This window comes from Bacillota bacterium (assembly GCA_013178305.1).
GTDB lineage: Bacteria > Bacillota > Sulfobacillia > JABLXB01 > JABLXB01 > JABLXB01.
Genome location: JABLXB010000002.1, coordinates 50,059 through 73,152, shown reverse-complemented (window position 1 = coordinate 73,152; position 23,094 = coordinate 50,059). Strand labels below are relative to the sequence as shown.

26 protein-coding genes and 1 riboswitch are annotated in these 23,094 nt (G+C 61.9%); of the genes, 13 read left to right on the top strand and 13 right to left on the bottom strand.

Annotation, left to right across the window (positions count from 1 at the left end; all coding sequences use genetic code 11):
- Nucleotides 1–202 precede the first annotated feature (202 nt).
- From HPY55_05730 to HPY55_05715, 4 genes are all read right to left on the bottom strand, one after another.
- Nucleotides 203–1,411 carry a DEAD/DEAH box helicase gene (locus HPY55_05730; GenBank protein ID NPV70130.1) on the bottom strand — a complete coding sequence of 403 codons (1,209 nt, stop codon included), beginning with the start codon at nt 1,409–1,411 and terminating at the stop codon, nt 203–205.
- A 174-nt stretch (nt 1,412–1,585) separates the two neighbouring features.
- The gene (locus tag HPY55_05725) at nt 1,586–2,356 is read right to left on the bottom strand and encodes an ABC transporter permease (GenBank protein ID NPV70129.1); all 771 of its coding nucleotides are present in this window, start codon (nt 2,354–2,356) and stop codon (nt 1,586–1,588) included.
- Between the two features lie 40 nt (nt 2,357–2,396).
- Nucleotides 2,397–3,194 carry an ATP-binding cassette domain-containing protein gene (locus tag HPY55_05720; protein NPV70128.1) on the bottom strand — a complete coding sequence of 266 codons (798 nt, stop codon included), beginning with the start codon at nt 3,192–3,194 and terminating at the stop codon, nt 2,397–2,399.
- Nucleotides 3,195–3,635 carry a MarR family transcriptional regulator gene (locus HPY55_05715; GenBank protein ID NPV70127.1) on the bottom strand — a complete coding sequence of 147 codons (441 nt, stop codon included), beginning with the start codon at nt 3,633–3,635 and terminating at the stop codon, nt 3,195–3,197.
- A gap of 253 nt (nt 3,636–3,888) precedes the next feature.
- On the opposite strand from HPY55_05715, the gene HPY55_05710 reads away from it, so the two are divergent.
- The 3 genes from HPY55_05710 (at nt 3,889) to HPY55_05700 (ending at nt 5,561) form a co-directional block, all read left to right on the top strand.
- Nucleotides 3,889–4,389 carry a hypothetical protein gene (locus HPY55_05710; GenBank protein ID NPV70126.1) on the top strand — a complete coding sequence of 167 codons (501 nt, stop codon included), beginning with the start codon at nt 3,889–3,891 and terminating at the stop codon, nt 4,387–4,389.
- A 285-nt stretch (nt 4,390–4,674) separates the two neighbouring features.
- Nucleotides 4,675–5,382 (top strand): GAF domain-containing protein, encoded by a 708-nt coding sequence (locus HPY55_05705; protein NPV70125.1) that lies wholly within the window; start codon nt 4,675–4,677, stop codon nt 5,380–5,382.
- On the top strand, nt 5,379–5,561 hold the full coding sequence (locus HPY55_05700; protein NPV70124.1) for a hypothetical protein: 183 nt from the start codon (nt 5,379–5,381) through the stop codon (nt 5,559–5,561). Before HPY55_05705 ends, HPY55_05700 begins: the two co-directional genes overlap by 4 nt.
- 49 nt (nt 5,562–5,610) lie before the next feature.
- Here the strand turns inward: HPY55_05700 and HPY55_05695 are convergent, their stop codons facing one another.
- From HPY55_05695 to HPY55_05685, 3 genes are all read right to left on the bottom strand, one after another.
- Nucleotides 5,611–5,808 (bottom strand): hypothetical protein, encoded by a 198-nt coding sequence (locus HPY55_05695; protein NPV70123.1) that lies wholly within the window; start codon nt 5,806–5,808, stop codon nt 5,611–5,613.
- A 58-nt stretch (nt 5,809–5,866) separates the two neighbouring features.
- The gene (locus HPY55_05690; protein ID NPV70122.1) at nt 5,867–7,465 is read right to left on the bottom strand and encodes an FAD-binding protein; all 1,599 of its coding nucleotides are present in this window, start codon (nt 7,463–7,465) and stop codon (nt 5,867–5,869) included.
- Nucleotides 7,466–7,536: 71 nt separating this feature from the next.
- The gene (locus HPY55_05685) at nt 7,537–8,076 is read right to left on the bottom strand and encodes an ECF transporter S component (GenBank protein ID NPV70121.1); all 540 of its coding nucleotides are present in this window, start codon (nt 8,074–8,076) and stop codon (nt 7,537–7,539) included.
- A 286-nt stretch (nt 8,077–8,362) separates the two neighbouring features.
- On the opposite strand from HPY55_05685, the gene HPY55_05680 reads away from it, so the two are divergent.
- Complete coding sequence (locus tag HPY55_05680) at nt 8,363–8,728, top strand: hypothetical protein (GenBank protein ID NPV70120.1); 366 nt, start codon at nt 8,363–8,365, stop codon at nt 8,726–8,728.
- Nucleotides 8,725–10,032: a hypothetical protein gene (locus HPY55_05675; GenBank protein ID NPV70119.1), complete on the top strand. Its 1,308-nt coding sequence runs from the start codon at nt 8,725–8,727 to the stop codon at nt 10,030–10,032. The genes HPY55_05680 and HPY55_05675 overlap by 4 nt, the downstream gene beginning before the upstream one ends.
- Nucleotides 10,033–10,138: 106 nt before the next feature.
- Here HPY55_05675 and HPY55_05670 read toward each other — a convergent pair whose 3' ends face one another.
- From HPY55_05670 to HPY55_05660, 3 genes are all read right to left on the bottom strand, one after another.
- Nucleotides 10,139–10,990, bottom strand: coding sequence for a DegV family protein (locus tag HPY55_05670; protein NPV70118.1), 852 nt, complete (start codon nt 10,988–10,990; stop codon nt 10,139–10,141).
- 128 nt (nt 10,991–11,118) lie between these two features.
- On the bottom strand, nt 11,119–11,403 hold the full coding sequence (locus HPY55_05665) for a hypothetical protein (GenBank protein NPV70117.1): 285 nt from the start codon (nt 11,401–11,403) through the stop codon (nt 11,119–11,121).
- Between the two features lie 84 nt (nt 11,404–11,487).
- Entirely contained in the window at nt 11,488–11,646 is a 159-nt protein-coding gene (locus HPY55_05660; GenBank protein ID NPV70116.1) for a hypothetical protein, read from the bottom strand.
- 139 nt (nt 11,647–11,785) lie between these two features.
- On the opposite strand from HPY55_05660, the gene HPY55_05655 reads away from it, so the two are divergent.
- Together HPY55_05655 and proB are read left to right on the top strand one after the other, a co-directional pair.
- The gene (locus HPY55_05655; GenBank protein ID NPV70115.1) at nt 11,786–12,781 is read left to right on the top strand and encodes a nitronate monooxygenase; all 996 of its coding nucleotides are present in this window, start codon (nt 11,786–11,788) and stop codon (nt 12,779–12,781) included.
- Nucleotides 12,782–13,091: 310 nt separating this feature from the next.
- On the top strand, nt 13,092–14,729 hold the full coding sequence (gene proB, locus HPY55_05650) for a glutamate 5-kinase (protein ID NPV70114.1): 1,638 nt from the start codon (nt 13,092–13,094) through the stop codon (nt 14,727–14,729).
- Nucleotides 14,730–14,804: 75 nt separating this feature from the next.
- Here proB and HPY55_05645 read toward each other — a convergent pair whose 3' ends face one another.
- The 3 genes from HPY55_05645 to thiT all read right to left on the bottom strand — a co-directional run bounded on the left by HPY55_05645 (nt 14,805) and on the right by thiT (nt 16,463).
- Nucleotides 14,805–15,110, bottom strand: a complete 306-nt coding sequence (locus tag HPY55_05645; protein NPV70113.1) for an RNA-binding protein — start codon at nt 15,108–15,110, stop codon at nt 14,805–14,807.
- Nucleotides 15,111–15,247: 137 nt separating this feature from the next.
- Nucleotides 15,248–15,817: a thiamine diphosphokinase gene (locus HPY55_05640; GenBank protein ID NPV70112.1), complete on the bottom strand. Its 570-nt coding sequence runs from the start codon at nt 15,815–15,817 to the stop codon at nt 15,248–15,250.
- A 106-nt stretch (nt 15,818–15,923) separates the two neighbouring features.
- Complete coding sequence (gene thiT, locus HPY55_05635; GenBank protein NPV70111.1) at nt 15,924–16,463, bottom strand: energy-coupled thiamine transporter ThiT; 540 nt, start codon at nt 16,461–16,463, stop codon at nt 15,924–15,926.
- 58 nt (nt 16,464–16,521) lie between these two features.
- Nucleotides 16,522–16,629, bottom strand: a riboswitch (TPP riboswitch).
- Between the two features lie 120 nt (nt 16,630–16,749).
- On the opposite strand from thiT, the gene phnF reads away from it, so the two are divergent.
- From phnF to nagA, 6 genes are all read left to right on the top strand, one after another.
- Nucleotides 16,750–17,481, top strand: coding sequence for a phosphonate metabolism transcriptional regulator PhnF (gene phnF / locus HPY55_05630; GenBank protein ID NPV70110.1), 732 nt, complete (start codon nt 16,750–16,752; stop codon nt 17,479–17,481).
- A 151-nt stretch (nt 17,482–17,632) separates the two neighbouring features.
- Nucleotides 17,633–18,973, top strand: coding sequence for a PTS transporter subunit EIIC (locus HPY55_05625; protein NPV70109.1), 1,341 nt, complete (start codon nt 17,633–17,635; stop codon nt 18,971–18,973).
- A gap of 48 nt (nt 18,974–19,021) precedes the next feature.
- Complete coding sequence (locus HPY55_05620) at nt 19,022–20,185, top strand: DUF871 domain-containing protein (GenBank protein ID NPV70108.1); 1,164 nt, start codon at nt 19,022–19,024, stop codon at nt 20,183–20,185.
- A complete protein-coding gene (gene murQ / locus HPY55_05615) occupies nt 20,163–21,074 on the top strand; it encodes an N-acetylmuramic acid 6-phosphate etherase (protein ID NPV70107.1) in 912 nt (303 codons plus the stop codon). Before HPY55_05620 ends, murQ begins: the two co-directional genes overlap by 23 nt.
- Nucleotides 21,071–21,832, top strand: a complete 762-nt coding sequence (nagB, locus tag HPY55_05610; protein NPV70106.1) for a glucosamine-6-phosphate deaminase — start codon at nt 21,071–21,073, stop codon at nt 21,830–21,832. The genes murQ and nagB overlap by 4 nt, the downstream gene beginning before the upstream one ends.
- Entirely contained in the window at nt 21,829–23,076 is a 1,248-nt protein-coding gene (nagA, locus tag HPY55_05605) for an N-acetylglucosamine-6-phosphate deacetylase (GenBank protein NPV70105.1), read from the top strand. Before nagB ends, nagA begins: the two co-directional genes overlap by 4 nt.
- Nucleotides 23,077–23,094 lie beyond the last annotated feature (18 nt).

Here is a 23,094-nt window from a genome sequence, read left to right as displayed (position 1 = left end):
TGCGCCAGCGATAAACGCCCCGGAGCTCGGAGCTTGCACGGGAACTTGCGCCGGAATGCACACCCCGTATCACGTCTGCAGGGCGATGCCGTGCCTGTCAGTCCATGCTACGATTGCAGCGAATACTGCGACCCGACCCCCATTGGAGGTGCCCGTCCGGTACGCTCGCGCCTGGCTCAGACAGGGGTACATCGGACGTCGATCATGCCGTTGTGCGATTCCACGGCCTCGTCCGGCGTCTTGCCTGCGGCGGTTGGCTGCGCCCACCGTGCGGTGGGACGGGCGCGCTGTAGTCGAAACCGGCTACGGTCTTCTTCTCGATCGGTCTCCCCAGGGTGCGTTCGATGTCGCGCACCACGGCAGAGTCTTCGGTCGAGACCAGTGTAAGCGCATCGCCATTACGCTCGGCGCGCCCCGTGCGGCCGATGCGGTGGATGTACGTGTCGGCGGTGTCCGGGATGTCGTAGTTGATAACGCGGGAGATCCTCACCACATCCAGGCCACGTGCCGCAATGTCAGTGGCAACGAGCAACGGGAACTTCCCTTGACGGAAACCGTCCAGGGCCTGTTGCCGCTGGTTCTGCGACCTGTTCGAGTGGATGATCGCCGCGGTGTAGCCTGCCTGTCGAACCTGCCTTGCCACACGATCCGCCCTGTGCTTCGTGCGCGCGAATATCAGCACGGAGCCGGCATCCGTCTCACCCAGGAGCTTCAGCAGCAGGGCTGTCTTCAGGTGTTGTGGCACCGGGTACAGGGCGTGTGACACCGTCTTCGCCGGTGTGGCTGTCCCCATGTCTACCCTCACGGGGCTTCGAAGGGTCTTCGCGGCGAGCTCTTCGAGCTCCGGTGCGAAGGTTGCCGAAAACAGCATCGTCTGGCGTTCTCGCGGCAATTTGGCAACGATCCGCTTCACGGAAGGCAGGAAGCCCATGTCGAGCATTCTGTCGGCCTCGTCCAGTACGAGAGCCTCGACCCCGCTCAGGTCCGCGTTGCCACGGTCCATGTGGTCGAGAAGCCGGCCCGGGCAGGCGACGATCACCTCAATCCCCTGCCTCAAAGCCTGTTCCTGGGGCCGCATGCCGACGCCGCCGTAGACGACGGCAGAACGCAGGCCGGTGTGTCTCGCAAGCATCCGGATGCTGGCGTGGATCTGCTCGGCAAGTTCGCGAGTAGGGGTCACGACCAGGGCACGGGTGCGCCTGGCGGTGACCGGACGGGTCAGCAACAACTGAAGGACCGGCAAGACGAACGCCGCGGTCTTGCCGGTTCCGGTTTGAGCCGTGCCGATCAAATCATGTCCTTCCAGGCCCAGCGGTATGGCCGCCTCCTGGATCGGGGTGGGTGCGGTGTAGCCAGCCACGGTAACGGCCCGCTGCAGCCGCGCGTCCAGTGCGAAATCAGAAAACCTCAATGTATCCTCCTCATAGTCCTCGATACGGTTACTTCGGTACGGTATCGATCAGTCTCGACAGGCGACTTGGTGTCACATAGTTCGCTCGCCCATCCTCACAAAACCTGATTGTACATCATCTGGAAGGAGGAGTCAAGCGGAACCTGCTCACGAGGACCCCGCTCCTCCCGGGTTCTAGATGATTACAGTGGGATAGATGCGCGCCGCTATCGCGATGAGCGCGGTGGCAACCGCTGTGACCACAGCGAAATCCAGGGCCAGGCCAAACGTGCCCGCACCCGGCGACAGCATGAGGATCCGCAGTGCGTCTACTTCGTAGGTCAGCGGGTTGGCGTGAGAAATCACCTGAAGCCAGCCGGGCATCATCGAAATTGGGTATATCGCGTTGCTGGCGAAAAACAGCGGCATTGTGAGCACCTGGCCAATGCCCATGAAGCGTTCTCTCGTCTTCACCAGGCACGCGATGATTAGCGAGAAGGTGGAGAAGCAAGCTGACCCCAGGATCACCATGATAATCATGCCGAGTAGCGCGAACGCGTTCTTGTTCAACTTCACCCCCAGAAGCAGAGCCAGGGTGTAGATGATAACCGCCTGGGACACCCCCCTGACGCCTGCTGAAAGGGCTTTGCCCAGCACGAGCGCTCCTCGCGGAGTGGGACTCACGAGGAACTTGTGCAGGATTCCGAGGTCACGCTCCCAGATCACGATTATCCCGTAGAAAATGGCAACGAACAGGACGCTCTGCGCCAGGATCCCGGGGGCCATGAACTCCAGGTAGCTGAGGGAGCCCGTCGGTATGGCGCGCGTCCGGTTGAACACCTGCCCGAATACGAGCAGCCAGAGAGCCGGCTGTACGGCACGGGTAAGCAGTTCCCAGGGATCGTGCAGCAGCTTCCGTAGTTCTACCTCCGTTATGGCTAGAGTCTTGGCGGCGAAGCCAGCCAGGGCTGACAGCAGGTCCCGCCTGGCTGGATCGACCGGAGCATCAGCCGAGGCGCCGAGCTGTCCTTCGAACTCGGAGCGTTTCACGATAGTTTCCTCCCGATTCAAGGGTATCGCCAGTATAGTGCGTGAACACGTCGTCGAGCGTGGCGTCCGGTATGCCAATGCCGGACTTCAGTTCGGCAGGCGAGCCCAGCGCCGCTACCTGACCGTGGTGCATGATCGCCACCCTGTCGCAGATGTTGTCAGCCTCCTCCATGTAGTGCGTTGTTGCGAAGATGGTGGTGCCATATTCCTGCCGGAGTTTCCGTATGTGGTCCCACACCGCCTTGCGGGCGACCGGGTCAAGGCCCACCGTGGGCTCGTCCATGAACAGAACCTTCGGCCGGTGCATCATCGACTGTGCGATCTCCAGTCGCCTGATCATGCCTCCTGAGTAGTGTCGCACGAGCGTACCGGCGGCTTCGGACAGCCCCATAAAGTCCAGAGCGGCCTCGACGCGCTGCATTCTATCGGCGCCCGGGACGTCGTAGAGCTTCGCGAAGACCAGCAAGTTCTCGTACCCAGTGAGGGATCCGTCTGCGGATATGACCTGCGGGACGTAACCGATCACACGTCGCACCTGGCTGGCCTGCCGCACCACATCGTAGCCTGCGAGCGTGGCCCGTCCTCCGGATGGCGGCAGAAGTGTGGTCAACATCCTGATCGTGGTCGTTTTGCCGGCGCCGTTGGGGCCCACCAGCCCGAACACTTCCCGTTCGCGCACTTGAAAGGATAGACCCTTAACCGCGGTGAACGAACCGTATTTCCGCGTAAGTGATACGACCTCCACTATGTCCATTCAGGAGCCCCCTTTGACGAAGACCCGCGCGAGCAGTGTCAGAGCGCTCTCGATCGACGCCAGATCTTCGGCTGCCAGCGTCCCGAGCATCCCTGCGATCCTGTCGTGGGTTCGGGCGCGGGCGGCCTCGAACATTGCCGCGCCGTGCGGAGTGAGCGCCAGCGTCAGCTGGCGCCGGCTGTCGGGGTGGCTCTGCCGGGCGACCAGCCCGCGCTCTACCAGCCTATCCACCATCCTCGACATTGCAGGGGGCGTGACGCCGATGTGCTCCGCCACGGCGGCGAGCGAGGCTCCCGGTTGACGGTGGAGGTAAGCCATGGTCCGGAACTGGGGGACCGAAAGCTGATTCTCGCACTGCCGGCGCATTTCGGCTCGTATCGACCGCATTGCAGCCGGCACGACCTCCATGATCTGCCGGGCGCAATCCCGCGGATCGAACATTTATTTCACCTTCTAACTATTGCATATGCTAATAATAATACCAGCCGGGTGCGGGATCAACGGATGCTGCGATGGACCGACACAGATAAGCGACGGCGCACGAATACATAATGGTGGAACGTATCACGTGCCTGGGCACGCCGCAGAAGCCAGACGATAAAGGCGGAGCAAAGAGGAAATGCGGGAATCATGTCAAAGAATTCCACGCACAGCGCCTTTTGGCGATACTCGCCGATCGCGGTGGTGAGGTTATATGGACGTTTCCCTGAGCACCGTAACGCTGGGACAACTGATGTGGTTGGCGCTACCCTGCTTGACCACGATAGTGACCGTTGTGCAGAGCAGATCTGGCAATGGCGACGGCTCGGGGCGTAACGGTTCAGCCCGCCTCCCGCTGCCGGGCCTTGCATTTGAAGACCCGGGCACGGCTGTGGAGATCGTCTTGACCAACAAGGGCCCGGAACCGATTCAGATCCTCTCCACGGAACTCCCCGCCCCAGACGAGAACTGCAGTGGGGGAGACCCCATCCTGCGGGGTGTGGCGCAGCTCCTGGAGCCGGGCGAGACCGTCTTCTATTGTGTGAAACCCCATCCGTCCGCCGTCCCCGCCGACGTGGACGCTGTCAACGGTAGCCTCACGATCTACCCTAAGCCCAGGCCACCGCGCCCCCTGGCAAACGGAATCTGGTCGCGTCTCGTCGATCAGTGGAGGCGCCTGCGCGAGAGCCTGGCAATGAGGCTAAGTCCCCACTAAACATGCCTAGCCTGAAAACGAGGTGACGTGGGGCAAGACCCCACGCCACTTTCAACGCACGTCTTGTGATTCCGGCCGACCCCTTCTCCACGAGCTGCGTCCCAGCCTGGCGAGATGCTGCGAAGATGTCGTCTACTGCGAAGCCGGTTGTTCGCTTGGATTCCCTTTCTGATTACCGCGCCACGAGGTAGGAACCCTCAAAGCAGGAGGCAGGTAATGGAAGTAGAACTATTTGGAAGGGGGGTGGGACAAGCGGCGGGTTGAACCAGGAAGGGGCAGATGCTGATGCCGGGCGTAGAGGCGTTCTCGTCTGTCGTCCGTATGCTGAAGGCTGTCGTTACCCTGGCCCTCGCGGTGAGACCGTACCTCAAGCGACCCGTGGACTGGGTGGGAGCGGGAATCGGGATCGCCGCATTCGCCCTGATTGTGGCCGGTGAGCTGCTGGACCTCGTGAAGGACGCGAAAGCGAGGAGGACCATCGCGTCGGGCGAGGCCAGGGACGTCCTGAGGGCCTGCGTGGCGCACGCGGAGGAGATTCAGCATAGGGTAGGTAAGGGGACGCTGCGGGCCAGTGTCATGACGCTCAAGCGCGGCAAACTCCGGATCGTCGCCTCTTATCGAATGGACGACGAACCCGACAGAGATATAGAATATGCCCCGGGGCAAGGTTGTTGCGGACATGCCTTCGATAGTGGTAGAACAGTGGTGGGCGACATCGGGGCGACATATAAAGATACGTGGGAAGAAACGTGTAAGGCAAACGACGGACGGTGGCCGTGGGGGATCACAAAGCAGCAGTACGAGATGACGCGGGAGATCGAGGCCGTTCTCAGCATTCCGATAAAAGTCGGCGATCAGGTCAAGGGAGTCCTGAATCTGGACGACAAGATAGTCCCCGACGAAGCGCTATTCAAGGATGACGGTTTTGTCGACGCTCTGAGAGGATACGTACTGTGCCTCAGGAACGTGATGAAAGGCGGGAGTCTTGGTTGAACACGGCCAGGTGGGTTCCTGTGCAGGGCAAGAAAGGACTGTACGAGCGGGTGAATGAGCCGCTCGTATCCGAGGAAAACGTCAAGGAAGCGTGCGAGCGCGTAAGGGTGTTGGGATCGCTGTACCAGCCCCGGTTCTCTGAAGTCAACGGAACCGGGAAAGGAACCGAAGGCGCCTGAGCCCCGATACAAATGACGTAAACACCTGACAGGCGACAGTCTGTGGTGGTTACCGCGACTGTCGCCTCCCCATTTGTACAGGGACCCGGGAACCGGGATCGTCCGATTCGCCAAGGCTGCGCCCCTGCGTAAGGACCTCGCCGAAATCCCGCCGCACCGCCTGCGCGACCCGCACGTTGAGTTCTTCGCCCGGGCTAATCCCGGCTTCCTGGACGGGGACGAACTGGCGTGCATCGCTGCGATCCACCCTGATAACTTCACCGCGGCGGGGCTGCGCGTGCTGGGAAGCCCGGTGGCGGCACCAATTAGTCTCGGCCCTCCGCAGGTGAACGCGTCAGTGGAGCGGCGAAGCGCGGGTCTTCGGCCGGGAAGTCACTCCTGTAGTGCACGCCTCTGCTCTCCTGCCGGCGCAGGGCGGACGTCGCCACCATCTGCGCCGTGCTGAGTAATGCCTCGCATTCGAAAGCCCCGGCGAGTTCGCCCGCGGATCTCGCTGCCAGTCTCGGCAGTTCAGCCCTGAGGGAGTCAAGCGAGCCCACTGCAACCTGCAGCCCACCGGCGGTCCGTATCGGACCGAGATGACTGTCGCAGAGGCGGCTTATCTCCTTCTTCAATTGCGCCGGGGGCGTGCCCTTCCCGGTGCGTCCCTGTTCGCGCCACTGTTCGATAGCCTGGACCGACCTGCTGCCGCCCGGACCACCCGGATCTGCCGAGCCACGGCGAGCGTCCGCCGATCGTGCAAACCGCGCGGCCGCCTGGCCTGCTATGGGCCCGAACACCGCCAGGTTGGTGAGGGCGTTCCCGCCGACCCTGTTCGCCCCGTCTACGCCGCCGGCAACTTCCCCGCAGGCGTATACGCCCGGGATTCCGGTGTAGCACGTTTCGTCCGTGACCACGCCGCCGCAGAAGTAGTGTTGTATCGGAGAGACGCCGATCGGGCCGCTCGCCGGGGTCCTACCCTTCGGGTACATCCGGAGAGTCCCCTCCAGAGAGGACCTGTCCCAGGCCGAGGTCAGCTTCGAGCGGTCGATCTCGTTAAGGTATAGCAACACCTTGCCAGTCTCCTGCACCTGTCGTGCGACCTCAATTGTGCATGAGTCCCGGGCGATGAGGTTGGCCTGGTGGCCCGAGGAAATCCCCCATTCTCTGAAGCGCTTCTCGAGAAATTGCTCGCCCATCGCGTTCGTGAGGCGGCAGTAATCCATGAGGCCGAGGTCCACCATCCAGACGGGGAAACCGGGTTCGTCCAGCCCCAGCGGGTAGAACTGCACGAACTCCATATCGCGGAATGTCGCTCCGGCCTTTGCCAGGAGCCAGTACCCGTCGCCGGTGGTGCGGACGGGGTTGTCCGTTCGCGAGTATATTCGCCCACCCCCGCCGGTTGCGACGACGACCGCGGAGCATGGAACCACGTCCAGTTTTCCCGACGACAGGTCGAGGAGTTCTACCGCACCCACGCAGCCATCGTAGAGTACAAGGTCCGTCGCCATCGTCCTGTCGAGGATCCTGACGCCGGCGCGCCTGGCGTACTCGATAAGCGGCCTGGTGATACCCTGACCCCTGATGAGGTCGCCCAGACCCTCGCCGGCGAACGCGCCCCTTGGTCCAAGGCGGAGGGCGACCCCATAACGCTTGAGACCCATAACCCGCGATGCCGCCTCGCCGGTCATGATCGACACCAGGCGTTCGTCGCTTATGCCCTTCCCGGCTTTCAGCGTGACGGTGCGGTGCTGTTCCACGCCAACATCTCCGGAGCCAAACGTAAAGCCACCGCCGGAGTGCGCTGTACAGTTGGCCAATCCGACAGGGGCCTTTGAGACGAGTGTGACACCGGCTCCGGCCTCGCGGGCGCTCACCGCCGCCAGCAGCCCGGCCCCTCCGCCGCCGATCACGATGACGTGCATGCTCTCCCTCCTGCGCAATCGCCTGTTGGAGTGACAGTTCCACCCTGTTCGCGCGATACCTTGTGCCTTGCCTATTTCTCTCCGTTACCTCCCGCTCGTTTCGAGACCGCCCTCCGCGCGAGAGTGACAACAACCGGTACGACCACGATCTGCAGTATGACGCCCGGCATGCTCGCCAACAGAGCCGCGGTTATGGGATATGACACCGGGACCGGCTTGAACCCGAGAACCGGTAACGCGAACGCCGCAAGGAGGCCGTAGACGACCCTGCCGGCCGCCATTGTCAGCACGAGCGACACCAGCGCTGAGAGGTTCAGGCGGTGAGCGAAGACGCCCGAGAGAAGCCCGTACAGTCCGAGCTCAAACACCATCGCCTGGGCGACCGGAGGCGCCAGGGCGGGCATGCCGGTGAGCACGGCGCTCAGGATCGGGGTCACCACGCCGGTGACCAGGCCGGACACCGGGCCGCACAGTATGCCCGACAGAAATACGGGTATGTGCATCGGCAGGAACACCTTGCCCAGCCCAACGGCGTGGAACACCATGGGCAGGAGTATCCCCAGCGCCACGAACATGGCTACCGAGGTCATCATCCGCGTCTTTGTTTTCATCCACATCAGCTCCCCTGGCACAGAAATGAGAAAGACCACGAAGTCCACTTGGCGTTCGCGCCAACCCGGGGACCTTCGTGGTCCGGCTAATACGGTTCGACGGGCGGCGCATTTCCCCTCCCGCCTTATTACGACCTTATTACGACGGTGGGGTCCCGCACGACCCCGGCTATGGGGTGTGCCCCGGACGGCCTCGAGGGGTTGCCATCCGGTCCCACAGTGCTATCATCAGATCTGTCATATGCCCCGGATTCCCCGGGGCCACTGATCGGGAGAAGGTGCGTCAATGGAACTCGTGCTGGTCGTGCTCAACAAAGGTGAGAGGCTCGATCCCATTCTGGAGGCCTTCGTCAAGCTCGGGATCAGGGGAGCAACGGTCATCGACGGAATGGGGTACGGTGAGCGTACCCTGTATCGCCTGGGACGCTTGACGTTCATCAGGGGGCAGTTTTCCGGGATGCTCGAGAGCAAGCCCAAGCACCGGGTCATAATGTCCCTGGTAGAGAGCCACTCGCAGGCCGAGGCGGCGGCCGTGGCCGTGGAGGGGATCTGTGGCAAGCCTCCGGGCACTAAAGCGCTGGTTATAATACTGCCCGCACTCGGCGCGTATGTCTTCGGCCATGACGCGAAACCAGGGAGTGACGCGAAGTGAGGGCGATCTCGGCGGTGGTCATCTTCCTCGTAACATACGCCGGAATTGCCAGCGAGCGCGTCCCGAGGCACATCGTCGCCCTGCTCGGCGCCGTACTACTCGTGACGACCGGGGTCATGAACCTGGACAGGGCGGTACAATTCGTCAGTTGGGATACGATCGGACTGCTGTTGGGCATGTTCATCCTGATCGGGGTGCTCGCCGATTCCGGCTTCTTCGGATACATGGCAGCGCGCGTCGCCCGTGGGCTCAGATACAACCCTCGGCTGGTGATGATCGTTTTCCCCATTCTGGCAGCCTTCCTGTCCGCCTTCATGGACAGCATCACGGTCACGCTGTTCCTGGTCGCGCTGTCGCTCGACCTCACCAGGATACTGGGTGTTGACCCAGTGCCGCTGACTGTGGCGGAGATATGCGCCGCAAACATAGGGGGTTCGGCGACGCTGGTGGGGGATCCCCCAAACGTGATACTGGGCACCCTGCTGGGTTATGGTTTCTCCGATTTCCTCATCAACACCGGGGCTATCGCACTGGGCTGCCTGGTGTTGACGGTGGGGTACTTCCTCGCCGTGACCTGGAAGGAGTACCGTTCGTTCAGCCCCGACGAGATCGCGAACCTCAAGTCCGGGTTCGAATCGTTCGAGCAGGACAACACCATCGGCTCCAGGCGACTCGTGGGGCTGGGGTTGGCCGGTCTGGCGGCGGCCATCGTCCTCCTGATTACTCACGGCTACATAGACGCCAGGTTCCACGCGGGGATTTCCCCGGCAATCGCCAGCCTCTTACCTGCGCTGATAGTGCTCGTGATCGGTGGAGACGAGGCCCGCGACGTGTTCCGGAAGATCGACGGTGAGAACCTGCTGTTCTTTATCTCCCTTTTCATGGTCATCGGTGGACTGCAGGAAACCGGCGTGGTCTCGTCTATCGCCTCCGCCGTGGGGGTCGTTTCGCAGGGGCACCCGAGAGGCCTGATCGTGGCTCTCAATTGGGTTTCGGGGATAGCCAGCGGGGTCGTAGACAACGTCCCCCTGGCCCTCGCCATGGGCTACGTGGCGAAGGACCTCGCGGCAGGTCACTTCGCCACACGGCTTGCCTTGATGACGTGGGCAATAGCCCTCGGTGTCGATATCGGAGGGAACCTGACTCCGGTCGGAGCGTCAGCCAACGTGGTCGGCTACACCTCTCTGGAACAGCGGGGGGTTAAAGTGGGGTGGATCAGGTGGATGTACTATGCCGTTCCGCCCACCCTACTCTCGCTGGGACTGTCCACGCTGGTACTGGTATTGCGATGCAGAGCCGGGTAGACGGCCTGCGGCCAGATTCGAGGTCGCAGGTCCGGTAGTCCTCCCGAGCGTTCATGTAGACTGCAGCGTTCTTTAAGCAAGTAGGGTAGGGCCACGATGACGTGCCTCACGTCGCGGCTGACCTGAACGCGAACCCCACGGTCCCAGGCCCGGTGTGCGCGCCGATGACCGGCCCCACCTCGAACACGGGGATGTCGCCCACCACATTCGCGGCCTTCGACACCATCTCTCTCAACGCGAGTGCAGCCTCGTAGGCCTTGCCGTGGCCTACGGCGACGTAGACCGGCGAATTGCCGACCTTCGATTGCATGTAGTGTACGAATGCCTCGAGCGCCTGCTTTATAGTGCGCACCTTTCTCAGGGGAACGTAGATCCCATCCTCCACCCGTATCACCGGCTTGATGTCCAGCAGGCTCCCGAGGAGCGCCGACACCTTGCCGATCCGTCCGCCCTTGTGGAGGTACTCCAGGGTACAGAGGGTGAAGAGGACCTCGGTCTCACGGCGCAGTTTCTCGAGGCGCGCGACGATGTTTTCGAGCGACAACCCCTGCTGGATGGCCTTCGCCGCCTCCAGGGCAAGGAACGCGATACCATAGCTGATTGACTTCGAGTCGATCACCCTGATGCAAGCCGCGTCGAGCATCCGCGCGGCGGAGCGGGCGGACTCAACTGTGCTGCTCAGTCCCCCCGATATGTGCACGGATACTATGGAGTGGCCGGCTTCGAGTAGCGGTTTGTACACCCCCATGAACTGCTCGGGAGTGGGCTGCGAGGTCTTCGGCAGGTCCCTGGAGGACGCAAGCGTGCTGTAGAACTGGGACGGCGTGATTTCGACGCCGTCGAGGTATGCCTTGCCTTCCACAATTACCGATAGCGGGACTATCACGATGTCGTTTGCCGACGCGGTCTGAGGGCTGATGTCCGAGGTGCTGTCGGTCACTACGGCGATCTTGTGCAACCATTCTCCTCCGTTCGTGGGGACGCGAATGACTGCTTATTCGCGCTCGTGGCCGCCTGTTCCTCGTCCGGTTTCCGCCCCCAGCGCCGCGCGTTGTCTCATTCAAACCTTGAACCGCACTACGTCCTCTACGGCCCTGCGAGGGCTAGGTCCGGGTACGCCGCAAGCATCACGGCGGGTATGGAACCCACGCCGTACTCCTGGGCCGCAAGCATCATGCTCTGGCAAAACGACCCCAGGTCGAAGATTGACCAGGGAGTGAGGGAGCGATCCATACAAAGATAGGCGACGACGGGTGCCCCGAAGAACTCAAAATTGCGCCTGGAACTGGCCCGCCGGGCCTCCGGGTCATCCCGCTCGACGCCCATGGCCGCAAACCGGATGGCCGTCATTTCCGCTGTACGCTGCTTCAACGCGGGTCTCACACTGGAGACGCTGTCCGATCATCCGCCTCCCGCTTATTTTGCCCGGGTTTGCAGCCACGGCCATCTCCGGTTTCAATGGGCAAGCGACTCTGCGAACTTCCTTGCGTTCTGGAGGTTAGTCGAGTCCGGGCCCTTGCCGGCCATATCAAGGAGTCTTTCGTGAAACTTGCCGAAGTAAATGCCCGAGCCGAAACCGATGAGGTCGTAATCGTTCAGCGATTCCTTGCTCAATTCCTCCCCCGCGGAGAACCCCCGACCACCGGGGCAGGCATGTGCGGTAGCGAGTTGATACCTTGCCAATCGTCGTCCGGCAGGATATGATCAACTCATATTACCAGGTATAAACAACCGGCGAAGCGGGGGTATCGAAGTGACATTGCCCAGACTCAGGATAGGCGACCGCGTGGCGCGCTTCCCATTTGTCCAGGGGGGCATGGCCGTGCGAATATCAACCGCCGGGCTCGCCGCGGCCGTCGCCGAGGCGGGGGGCGTTGGGACGATTGCGGGGACGGGCATGACCCCCGATGAACTGCGGAACGAGGTACGGCAGGCGCGTGCTTTGAGCACGGGGATCATTGGTGTGAACGTGCTGTTCGCTGCGAAGCAGTTCGCCGAACTGGTCCGCGCCGCGATCGCGGAAAAAGTGGATTTCGTCGTATCCGGCGCGGGCTTTTCCCGCGACATGTACGCGTGGGGGAGAGAGGGCGGCGTCCCGATCCTTCCGATTGTCTCCTCGGCGGGGCTAGCGAAGTTGGGGCAAAGGCTTGGCGCATCCGCGATAGTCGTTGAGGGCGCCGAGGCCGGCGGGCACCTGGGGACCGACAGGCCCATAAGAGAGGTGCTGCCTGAAGTCAGGGAAGTCACCGATCTCCCGGTAATCGCTGCCGGAGGCATAGCCGACGGCCGTGAAGCCGCCGACTTGTTCGCCCTGGGAGCCGACGGGGTGCAGCTGGCAACCAGGTTCATCGCCAGCGATGAGTGCGCCGCACCTCACGAGTTCAAGATGATGCACGTGGGCACCGACCCCGAAGATATCGTCCTTGTGGACAGTCCGGTCGGGCTTCCCGGGAGGGCCATCCGGAACCCGTTCTGGGAGAGGGTACGAGCCGGTGAGGATCTGGCATCATCCGATTGTCGTGGGTGTTTGAAGCAGTGTTCTCACCGGTTCTGCATTCTGGATGCCCTCAATCGCGCCCAGCAGGGTGACGTCCGGAATGGACTGGTGTTCTCGGGAGCGAGCGCCCCCAGGATCAAAAGCATCCTGTCCGTGAGGGAGATCATGAGGCTCCTCGTGGAGGAGGCAAGCGAGAGATTGCGTGAGTTAGCCCGTGCAACAGCCCCCTGTGGGGCGGGTTGTCCACGTTGACACGGCTTTGAACATCGAGCATAATGAGAGAAACCGATATCACGGTAAAGGCCGAGATCGGGACCGGGAGAAAAGCACCTGCGTACAGAGAGCGAACCGGCGGTGAAAGGTTCCGCCGCAAGGATTTCTCCGACCCACCCGTGAGCCGCTGGCGATGAGTCACGCCGGGCGCCCCGTCCGTTATCAGAGGGGGAGTTTGCGACGAGCGAACTCTATGAGTGGGGCCATATGGTCCAATTAAGGTGGTACCGCGAAGCAACCCTTCGTCCTTGTCAGGACGGAGGGTTTCGTTTTGAAGGGGGAATTGAAATTGAGCGAGATAGGCGAGAGAATGATCGGTTTCATTGGGGCGGGGAACATGGCATCCGCCATGATCCGGTCGCTGGTGGCGGGGTCGGAGATCAAGGGCCGGGACATCATGGTGATTAACAAGCAGAACCGCACGCGAATAGCGGCTCTCGAAAACGAGTGCGGCGTTGTGCGCGCACGGGACCTGCGCGACATCGCCTCCCGTTGTTCGACCCTGGTGCTGGCGGTCAAGCCTGACCAGGTAACGGAGGTACTGGAGTCGCTGAGTGGGCTACTCCGGAAGGAGTACCTCGTCATCTCGGTGGCGGCGGGAATAACGCTCGAACACCTCCAGGAAGCGCTCGGCGCTGGAGTGGCGGTGATACGAGCCATGCCGAACACCCCTGCGAGAGTGGGGGAGGGGGCCACTGCGCTCGCCGCGGGCCAGGCGGTCTCTGCGGAGCAAAGGGCCGAGGCGGAACTCATCCTTGGGGTCACCGGCAAGGTATACTGGGTTAACGAGGCGGACCTCGACATCGTTACCGCGCTGTCCGGAAGTGGCCCTGCGTACATCTACAAATTCGCGCAGGAAATGGCCAACGCGGCCACCCAAATGGGTCTGGACCAGGAACTCTCAGGCAAGCTGGCCAGGCAGACGCTGATAGGCGCCGGACGGTTGCTGAAAGAGAGTGGCGCCAGCCTCGGCGACCTCATCCGCCAGGTGACGTCCCCAAGGGGTACCACTGCCGCGGCGTTGAAGGTCCTGGAGACGAAGGGGCTCGGGCCGCTGGTGGAAGAGGCAATGGTAAAGGCCACGTTCAGGTCCCACGAGATGTCGGGATTGCCGGGCAGGCACGCCCTTACTCGGGCGAGGCGGGTCGTGATCAAGGTGGGTTCGATAGTCATCGCCGGTGAGGACGGAGTGCTCAACGAATCCGTCCTGGCAGACCTGGTGAGCCAGATCGCCGAGCTCAAGGCCGGTGGTCGCGAGGTCATCGTGGTGTCGTCCGGGGCCATTGTCGCGGGTCGCGGCAAACTCGGGGCCGAACTGCGCGGCTCGATCACGGAGAAGCAAGCGCTTGCCGCCGTCGGGCAGGGCGTTCTGATGGCGGCGTACCAGTCTCTGTTTGAAAGGCACGGGGTTACGGTGGCTCAGATCTTGCTGACGGGAGAGGACTTCTCTCACCCCAGGCGCTCTACGCTTTGCCACAACACGCTCTCCACGCTCCTCGAGAGGGGTGTGGTTCCTGTGATAAACGAGAACGACACTGTCGCGGTCGATGAAATCAGGCTCGGCGATAACGACGCCCTTTCCGCCAGAGTGGCAGTCCTCATGTCCGCGGACCTCCTGGTCCTTTTGACGGATACGGCCGGCCTCTGTACGAACGACCCGAAGATACAGCCCGGGGCGGAACCCGTGACGATGCTCACGAGCATTACTCCGGCGGTCCTGGAGATGGCCAGTGGCGGTCAGAACGGGACCGGCGGCATGGTCACGAAGCTGTGGGCCGCGAACCTGGCTCTGGAACATGGGATTCCGACCGTCATAGCGGATGGTACGCAGAAAGACACGCTGAACCAGATCATCGCCGGTAAGGAGATCGGTACCTTCATCTCAGGCGGTCACGGACTGGAGGCCGAGCGGGCCGTCGACGACTGACTCGAAACGGGCGCTTGTGAATTCGCACCTGCGGGACTGCGAAATTGACTCGCAGTCCCCGCATTGCGATGCCGGTTAGTACCTGCCGTAGCCCCGGCCCTGGTTCGAACGGCCGTCCCTGTATCCACCCCTGTCCTGACGCTCCCTGGCTTCGTTGACTGTCAACTGCCTGCCGTACCACTCCACACCGTTCATAGCATCGATGACCTTCTGGGCATCCTGGTCTTCGACCTCGACGAAGCCGAAACCGCGGGACCGGCCTGTATCGCGGTCGGTAGCTATGCGAGCAGATATAACCCGACCATATTGAGACACGGCGTTGCTCAGTTCAGCCTCACCGACATCCCAGCTGAGGTTTCCGAAGTACAGACTCTTGGTCATATTGGGTCACTCCTTGTAAGCGATTTGGCCAGGCGTTCTATCGCAGGCTTTGCCTCCGATTAGCACCACATAACGCTGACTACAAGGTATTGTGCCCGTGATGGCCTCCGGGCTATTAGGGCTGCTTCAGGCATCCCTCAACCGGTCGATCCTGAAACCATAACGAGCAATGTACCTTTTCCCACTTCGACTCGGGCTTCGGAATCCATTGTCTCATTGCTTATTCCCCTGGTCTCTCCTGGCCGCAGTGACTCGCCCTTTAGCGAGTATTTCATGCCGTTAAGCGTAATACCATCCGCGCTATCGCACAATGGCAGTAGGCTGACCAGGAGCTTTTTCGGTCCTCTTATGTCAACAGATGCCGGGCCCTTGACCAGAACGGCTTCAAACTGCGCGTCCACAAAACGAACCGATACGCCCTTCTCAACGAGCCCGTAAGCCGCCCATATGATACCCAAGACATGGTCCAACCGTCCGGAACGGTTCATCAGGACCGATATTTCGGTGAAACCAAACCCGCAGGCCCACTGCATGGCTAGGTGCGTGTCTGTCTGATCCTTTTCAACGGGGTGAGTGATGAAACGACAACCCGCCTCCGCGAGCTCCCGTTGGCCCTCCATGCTCAGGGAATCCATGTCGCCCACCACGACATTGGGGGCCAGGCCAATCTCCTTTGCAAGATCGGCGCCCCCATCCGCGGCAACCACATACCAATGCTCGTTGCCAAGGCGGTCACGGAGTTCGGAGATAAGGCTGTCGGAGATAGAGCCTGCCCGATTAGCGATTATCAGGCATTGCCTCCCGTCTATTGCCTTACCCGGGGTGAGGTTCGCCTGCGTTGCCCCATTGCAGCACTCGGCTTGTCGACAGGAAATAAATAACCACCGCACTGATCAGGACCTCCGGTACCAGATATGACCCGTTGTAGACCAGGGAATATACCAGGGGTATGCTTCCTGCCGGCGTGTAGCTGGCGAAGAATACGAGACCCGAGACCACGTGGGCGACAAACCGCCCCAGGATTCCGACGAGGCACCCCAACGCGGGAGACTGCCGGAAGAAACCCGTAAGACCCAAGACCCCGAACGCCACGGGATAGTCCAGTATTGCTTGAACGGGGTGAACTACAAAGGGTTCGATAAGCTGCTGGACGAAGCCGTAAGCGATCCCCGTCAGTATGCCTGCCCTTGGGCCCCACCTCAGCGCAAGAACCAGGACCGGCACCATGCTACCGGCTGTCACCGAGCCACCCTGCGGTGCGTGATAGACCTTAATCATGCTCAGGACCGAGGCCAGGGCGATCATCACACCGGCTTCAACTAACACCCTTGTGTTGACTCTCTTCACCGGCATCTACCTCCTTTGACTTACGCTGTCCCCAGAAGAACACAGCGGCGCCCGGGGGCGCCGCTACATAACAATCCACTGTCCCTACGCGGGCATTACCCCAACAGGTTCATCGGGTCAGGGCTGCACAGCCCTTTCTCAGCTCCTTTCAGGAGCTCCCCGTTGGTTTCATACTATCATGTTCTCGCCGGTTCGACTACCCTCAATAGACCTCACGACACGTGATCCCGGAAGGAATACTGCAACGACCCGCCGAATAGAACTCAATGTCTAGACATATAGAGGTGATGTGATGGCTGTTAACCCGGACATTCCTATCCCGCTATACTACCAGATCAAGGAGACAATCAGGGAGGCAATCGCGGGTGGGCGTTTCAAGCCCGGCGACCAGCTGCCGCCCGAGACCGACCTCACCACGCAATACGGCGTGAGCCGGATGACTGTCAGGCAGGCCGTCCTCGAACTCGTAAACGAGGGATTGCTGTACAGGAAGCGTGGCAAGGGGACGTTCGTCGCCGAGCCCAAGATTACTCAGGGCCTGTCGGGGCTCACGAGCTTCACGGAAGACATGGAAAAGCGCGGCCTCAGGCCGTCCGGCAGGGTGTTGACCGTCAAGGAGGCCCGCGCCGACCAAGACATCGCGGCCCTCCTGGGAATCGACGTGGGTGCGCCGGTAGCACGGCTCGAGAGGCTCAGGCTCGCTGACGACGAGCCAATGGCGCTCGAAGTAAGCTACGTTCCTCTGCCGAGGTTCCAGTGGGTTCTCTCCGAGGACTTGAACGGAAAATCCCTCTACAGGCTTTTCGCGGAGAAAAGCGGGATCGAACTGGACCGGGCGCGGCAGACCATCGAGGTGGTGGTCGCGAACAAGCATGAAGCGGGGCTGCTTGAAGTGGATCAGGGGACACCCCTCCTCAAGATGAAGAGGGTCACCTACGACCGAAAGGGCGAGCCTGTGGAGGCAGTCAAGTCCGTGTACAGGGCGGACAGGTACAAGTTCGTAATGGACCTTCCGAGGCTGTAACCCCGAGGGGTGGTGACCCCGGCGGTCCCCGGGTGGCTGCCGGCGCTGAAGGGTGGTGGTGTGGGGCAACCGGACGGTCGAAACGACGGCGGGTTTCGGACGGGTTAGTAATGGATTAATGGCCGTATTGCAATCTCGGGAGGGTGAATTTATGGCAGACGAACGCCGGATAGCCCAGGACGTTCTTAAGGCCCTGGGTGGAGACCCGAATGTAGTGTCGGTGAACTACTGCATGACGCGTCTCCGCGTCGAGCCGAAAGGTATGGCGGCGGTTGACGTGCAGGCTCTCAAGAGGTGCGAGGGCGTGAAAGGCGCGATTCAAACGGGTAACCTCGTCCAGGTGATACTCGGACCAGGACTGGCGGAGAAGGTTGCTCGAGAACTCTCCTCCAGGCTCGGAATCGCCGTGGGGGAATCCACGGGTTCGGCCGCCCCCGCAGCCGCCTCGCGCGGCGGGGTCAGGGAAGTACTCCGGAAACTCGCGAACGTTTTCCTGCCCTTGCTGCCAGCGATCATAGGCTCCGGCATGATAGCCGCCCTGACCAACCTCCTCGTCCGCATGGGCGTTGACGCGAAACTCCCTGTGATGCAAGCACTAAGCGTAATCGGTTGGGCGGTCTTTGGATACCTGTCGATAATGGTCGGCATGAACGCCGCGAAGGAATACGGCGGCCCCCCGGCGCTAGGGGCTGTGGCAGGTTCGATCCTGATTGCTCCGGCGCTGACGGGGTTGAAGATGGTGCCCGGCCGGGGAGGACTCATCGGAGTCCTGATCGCTGCGGCTTTCCTGTCGTGGCTGTATAAGCGAGTGAGCCGGGTCATGCCCGATACCGTCACCGTAATCGCTACGCCGACGATCACGATACTCGTGGGCGGGCTCGTCATACTGTATGTCGTCCAGCCAATCGGCGGTTTTCTTTCCGACGGAATTACGAAAGGCACGCAGGCGCTCCTCAACGTGGGCGGCCCGGTGGCCGGCGCTGTCCTCGCTGGTGCGTTCCTCCCAGCGGTGATGACCGGGCTTCACCACGGGTTGACACCGATCCACATGGAACTTATCAATAAGCTGGGCAACACTCCGTTACTCCCGGTGCTCGCCATGGCCGGCGCGGGGCAGGTCGGCGCCTCACTCGCGGTATATCTCAGGACGAAGGATAAGGAACTGCGGGAGATTATAATGGCGGCCCTGCCTGTAGGGATGCTCGGTATTGGTGAGCCCCTCATCTACGGCGTGACGCTTCCCCTGGGTAAACCCTTCATTGCGGCTTGCATAGGGGGTGCGGTCGGCGGCGCGTTCATCGCAACCACGAGAATCGGCTGCATCGCGGTGGGTGTCTCCGGGATACCCCTCGCCTTCCTGGCGACATCGCCCGGCCTGTATCTCGCGGGCCTCGTCATTTCGTACGTGGCCGGATTCACAGCGGCGCTGATCATTGGGTTCGACGATAGGCTCGCTTCCGAGATCAAGCCAGCTGCGGGTTCGGTCAAATAGCAGTTGTTGTGGTAGGGATGATCCCAGGCCGGTCACTTGAGACCGCGAATCTTAGGCGAAAGGGTGATCCCGGGCGTGGAGAGGTCCGCGGGCATTTCGGTATACCCCGGGGCAGGGGACACAGCGCAGGTCCTCGGTTACATGGAGCGGGCGTCGCAGTTGGGGTACAGAGAAGTCTTCACCTCCATGCACATAACAGAACAGGATCCATCAGGGGCCGTGGCTTTCGTCGAGCAGGTAACGAAGGCAGCTCACAGGCTCGGATTCAGAGTGATAGCGGACATCTCTCCCAGGGCGTTCCGCGCCGTCGGGGCTACCCCCGCAAACCTGGAACCGTTGGAGCGGCTGGGCCTGAACGGGATCAGGGTCGACTTCGGGTACGGCCCGGATGAAATCGCCTCAATGACCCACAGTTCATCGAGCATGACGGTCGTCGTGAACGCCTCCACGGTGGATGTGTGGGCGCTTTCCGCGCTTCGCTCTTCCGGTGCGGACTTCTCGAGGATGGAGGCCTGCCACAATTTCTATCCCAGGCCGGAGACGGGGTTGTCCATGGACTTTCTGTGTAGGACGTCAAGCATCTTGAAGGAGCACGGCCTTCGTGTATGGGCGTTCGTTCCGTCCAGCACCGGGCGAAGGGGACCCCTGTGCCAGGGGTTGCCGACCCTGGAACGCCACCGTGAGTTGCCTGCCGCCAGGGCGGCCGCCGAGCTGCTGGCGTCGGGAGTGGTGGACGTGCTCCTCTTCGGCGACCCCGGCGCTTCTCCCGGCGAACTCGAATCACTCTCCTCGATATGGCTTCGTGGCTCGGTGCCCCTACGGGTAAGCCTGCTACCGGATGCTGCCGGCGCCGAGCGATCCGTAGTGTTCGGCGGAATTCATCAGAACAGGCCGGACCCCGCCGAAATGGTTGTTCGATCGGCCGTCTCAAGGGACTACGCGGGGAAGGGCGCCGACATCCTTCCCCGCAGCCCGGCTCCCCGTCCGGCGTATACCGTCACGGTGGACAACCGGCTGTATCTGCGGTATTCAGGGGAGCTCCAGGTGACCCTGACTGACCTGCCACCCGACCCCAGGGTCAATGTGGTGGGCCATGTTGTTGAAGCGGACCGGCCGCTCGTAAATATGCTCGGGCCGAGGTCCAGATTCCATTTTGTGGAGTTTACGGTAACAACCGGAGGGTCGTGGAATGGAACAAGGTCCCGGTTTTGAAGCATTGCTGACCGAAGGGCGCAACATGCGGACGGTGGCTATCGACCGCATGGAAACCCTTGAGATCGTCAGGATGATAAACGACGAAGACGTGGGCGTGGCCCTTGCCGTCCAGAGGGAATTGCCGTCCGTCGCGAGGGCCGTCGATTTAATAGTGGAATGCCTGAAAGCCAGCGGCAGGCTGTTCTATGTCGGAGCTGGCACGAGCGGGCGGCTGGGCGCAATCGACGCTTCCGAGTGCATTCCGACCTTCGGAGTGAGCCCCGCGATGGTCCAGGCGATAATGGCGGGAGGCAACGCGGCCCTGACGGGCCCGGTCGAAGGAGTCGAGGACGACACAGGCCAGGGGGCGGCCGACGTACGCTCGAGGGGCGTCCGGCGAGGGGACGCCGTCGTGGGAATAGCGGCGAGCGGGCGCACCCCGTACACGGTTGGCGCGCTCAGAGAGGCGGGGTCGCTGGGCGCGAGGACAATTGCCGTTTTCAACAACCCGGGCGCGGAGATGTCCCAAGTTGTTGAGGTAGCCATATGCCCCGTAACTGGGCCGGAAGCAATTATGGGATCGACCAGGATGAAAGCGGGCACCGCCCAGAAAATGGTTCTCAACATGCTGAGCACCGCGGCGATGATCCGGCTCGGTAAGGTTTATAGTAATCTGATGGTCGACATGCAGCCGACGAACATCAAGCTGGTGCAGCGCGCGAGAAGGATGGTAACGCTTGCGTCCGGATGTAGTGACGAGGAGGCTGCTCGTTACCTTGAAGAGGCTCACTTCCAGGTGAAGGTGGCCGTTGTAATGGCCCTCACGAGGCTGTCTGCCGGTGAGGCTGTTCGCCTTCTCGAGGAGAGCGGTGGCTACGTGAGGGCAGCCGCTGAGATGGCCCGGTGAATATCCAGGTCACCGACAGGTACGAGGACCTCAGTGTAGCCGCGGCGAACATCGTGTTCAAAGGAGTTCAAAGTAAGAGGGACCTGGTCCTCGGCCTTCCCACGGGAAGGACCCCGTTGGGGCTGTACTCGGAGCTCGTCAGGATGTACCGGGATGGCCTGCTGGACCTTTCAGGCGTCACAACGTTTAACCTGGACGAGTATTATCCGATGAATCCACAGGACCCGCGAGGTTATCGTGTTTTCATGCGCCAACACTTCTTCGACAATGTCAATATACCGGCTGAGCGGATTCACATGCCCGACGCTTCCGACCCCGATCCTGAGAAGGCATGCGCCAGGTACGAGATGGAGATTGCCAGGGTGGGCGGTATAGACCTCCTCATCCTTGGAACAGGCCGGAACGGTCACATCGGGTTCAATGAGCCCGGGACTGCCTTTAATACCAGGACGAGGCTGGTTGAATTGACGGATCAGACTATACGCATGAACTTCGGATTGAAGAGCGCGGGTACGCCGCGTTTCGCTTTGTCGATGGGGGTCGCCACGATCATGGAGGCGAGGGATATAGTTCTACTGGCGAGCGGTGCGGACAAGTCGGCCATCGTCAAGAAAGCCCTCTTCGGACCCATTACGCCAGAGATCCCGGCCTCCGTACTGCAGCAGCATCCGTCGGTCACCGTGATTGTGGACAGAGAGGCCGCTGCCGGCTGCCTGCACGCCGGGCTCAGCGGGTCAGGGATGGTGACGAACGCGTGAATTCACTGGTCATCCGCCACGGAAGGATCGTGACTCCAGAGGGGATTTGCCGCGGGGACCTGCTGGTAAGCGACGGGAAGATCGCTGAGTTGAGGCCGGCGGAGGTGGCATCACGGTGTCCGGCGGGGGCCAGCGCGGGGACCGGCGGGGATCGACTTGCCGCCGTCCACGAGCTCGACGCCGGAGGGGCTTTCGTCGTGCCGGGCTTCATCGACGTTCACGTCCACGGCGCCGGCGGGGCAGACCCAATGTGCGGGGATCCGGCATCGCTACAGTCCATGGCGCGAACGCTGGCCTCGTGGGGCGTTACGGCCTTCCTGGCCACCACGATGACAGCCCCGCTGCCCGACTTGTTCCGGGCGCTTGAGAACATCGCGACGGCCAGGGAGCGGTCGCGTCAACCAGGCTGGGGAGGCGCCTCAATACTGGGGGCCCATTGCGAGGGGCCCTACTTTAACCCTCGAAGGTGTGGGGCCCAGCCCATCGACCACCTCCGGCAGCCGGACCTGGGCGAGGTACGTGAACTGTACGCCGCAGGCCACGTCTCGCTCCGGATCATGAGCCTGGCGCCGGAACTCCCGGGCGCCCTGCCGGTCATTGAGTGGCTTGTGAGTCACGGGGTAGTAGTAGGTGCGGCGCACTCCGCCGCCACCTGGGATGAGGCCGAGCGTGCAGTGGAGGCGGGTTTGAGCCACGCCACGCACCTGTTCAACGCAATGCGGCCGCTGCATCACAGGGAGCCGGGCGTTGCCGGCCTGGCCCTGACCGATGATCGTATCTGGGTCGAGGTAATCGCGGACGGCCAACACCTCCACCCGGCCGTGGTTCGCCTTGCCTGGCGGGCCAAGGGCCCCGCCCGCATGGGCATTGTCACCGACCTCACGCAACTGGCGGGCCTCCCGCCCGGCAAGTATACGTTCTCGGGCCAGGAAGTCACGCTCACTGCAGACGCAGCGACTTTGAGTGAAGCGGGAGGCCTCGCAGGCAGTGTGACCCCGGCCTGCCGCGTCTTCCGAAACCTCCTGTCCTGGGGATTCGGCCCCGTCGAAGCCGCCACGCTGATGAGCTATAACCCCGCGCGAAGGATGGGCATTGAGGATCGTAAGGGTAGCATAACCCCCGGTAAGGATGCGGATTTGGTGATCGTCAAGGAGTCCGGTGATGTAGTGACTACTATCGTAGGCGGGGAACCGGTGTACTTGGCGAAAGGAGCTAAACAGCCGTATTCAAGAAGCCCAGGCTGACCGGAGCCCTGGGAGCCG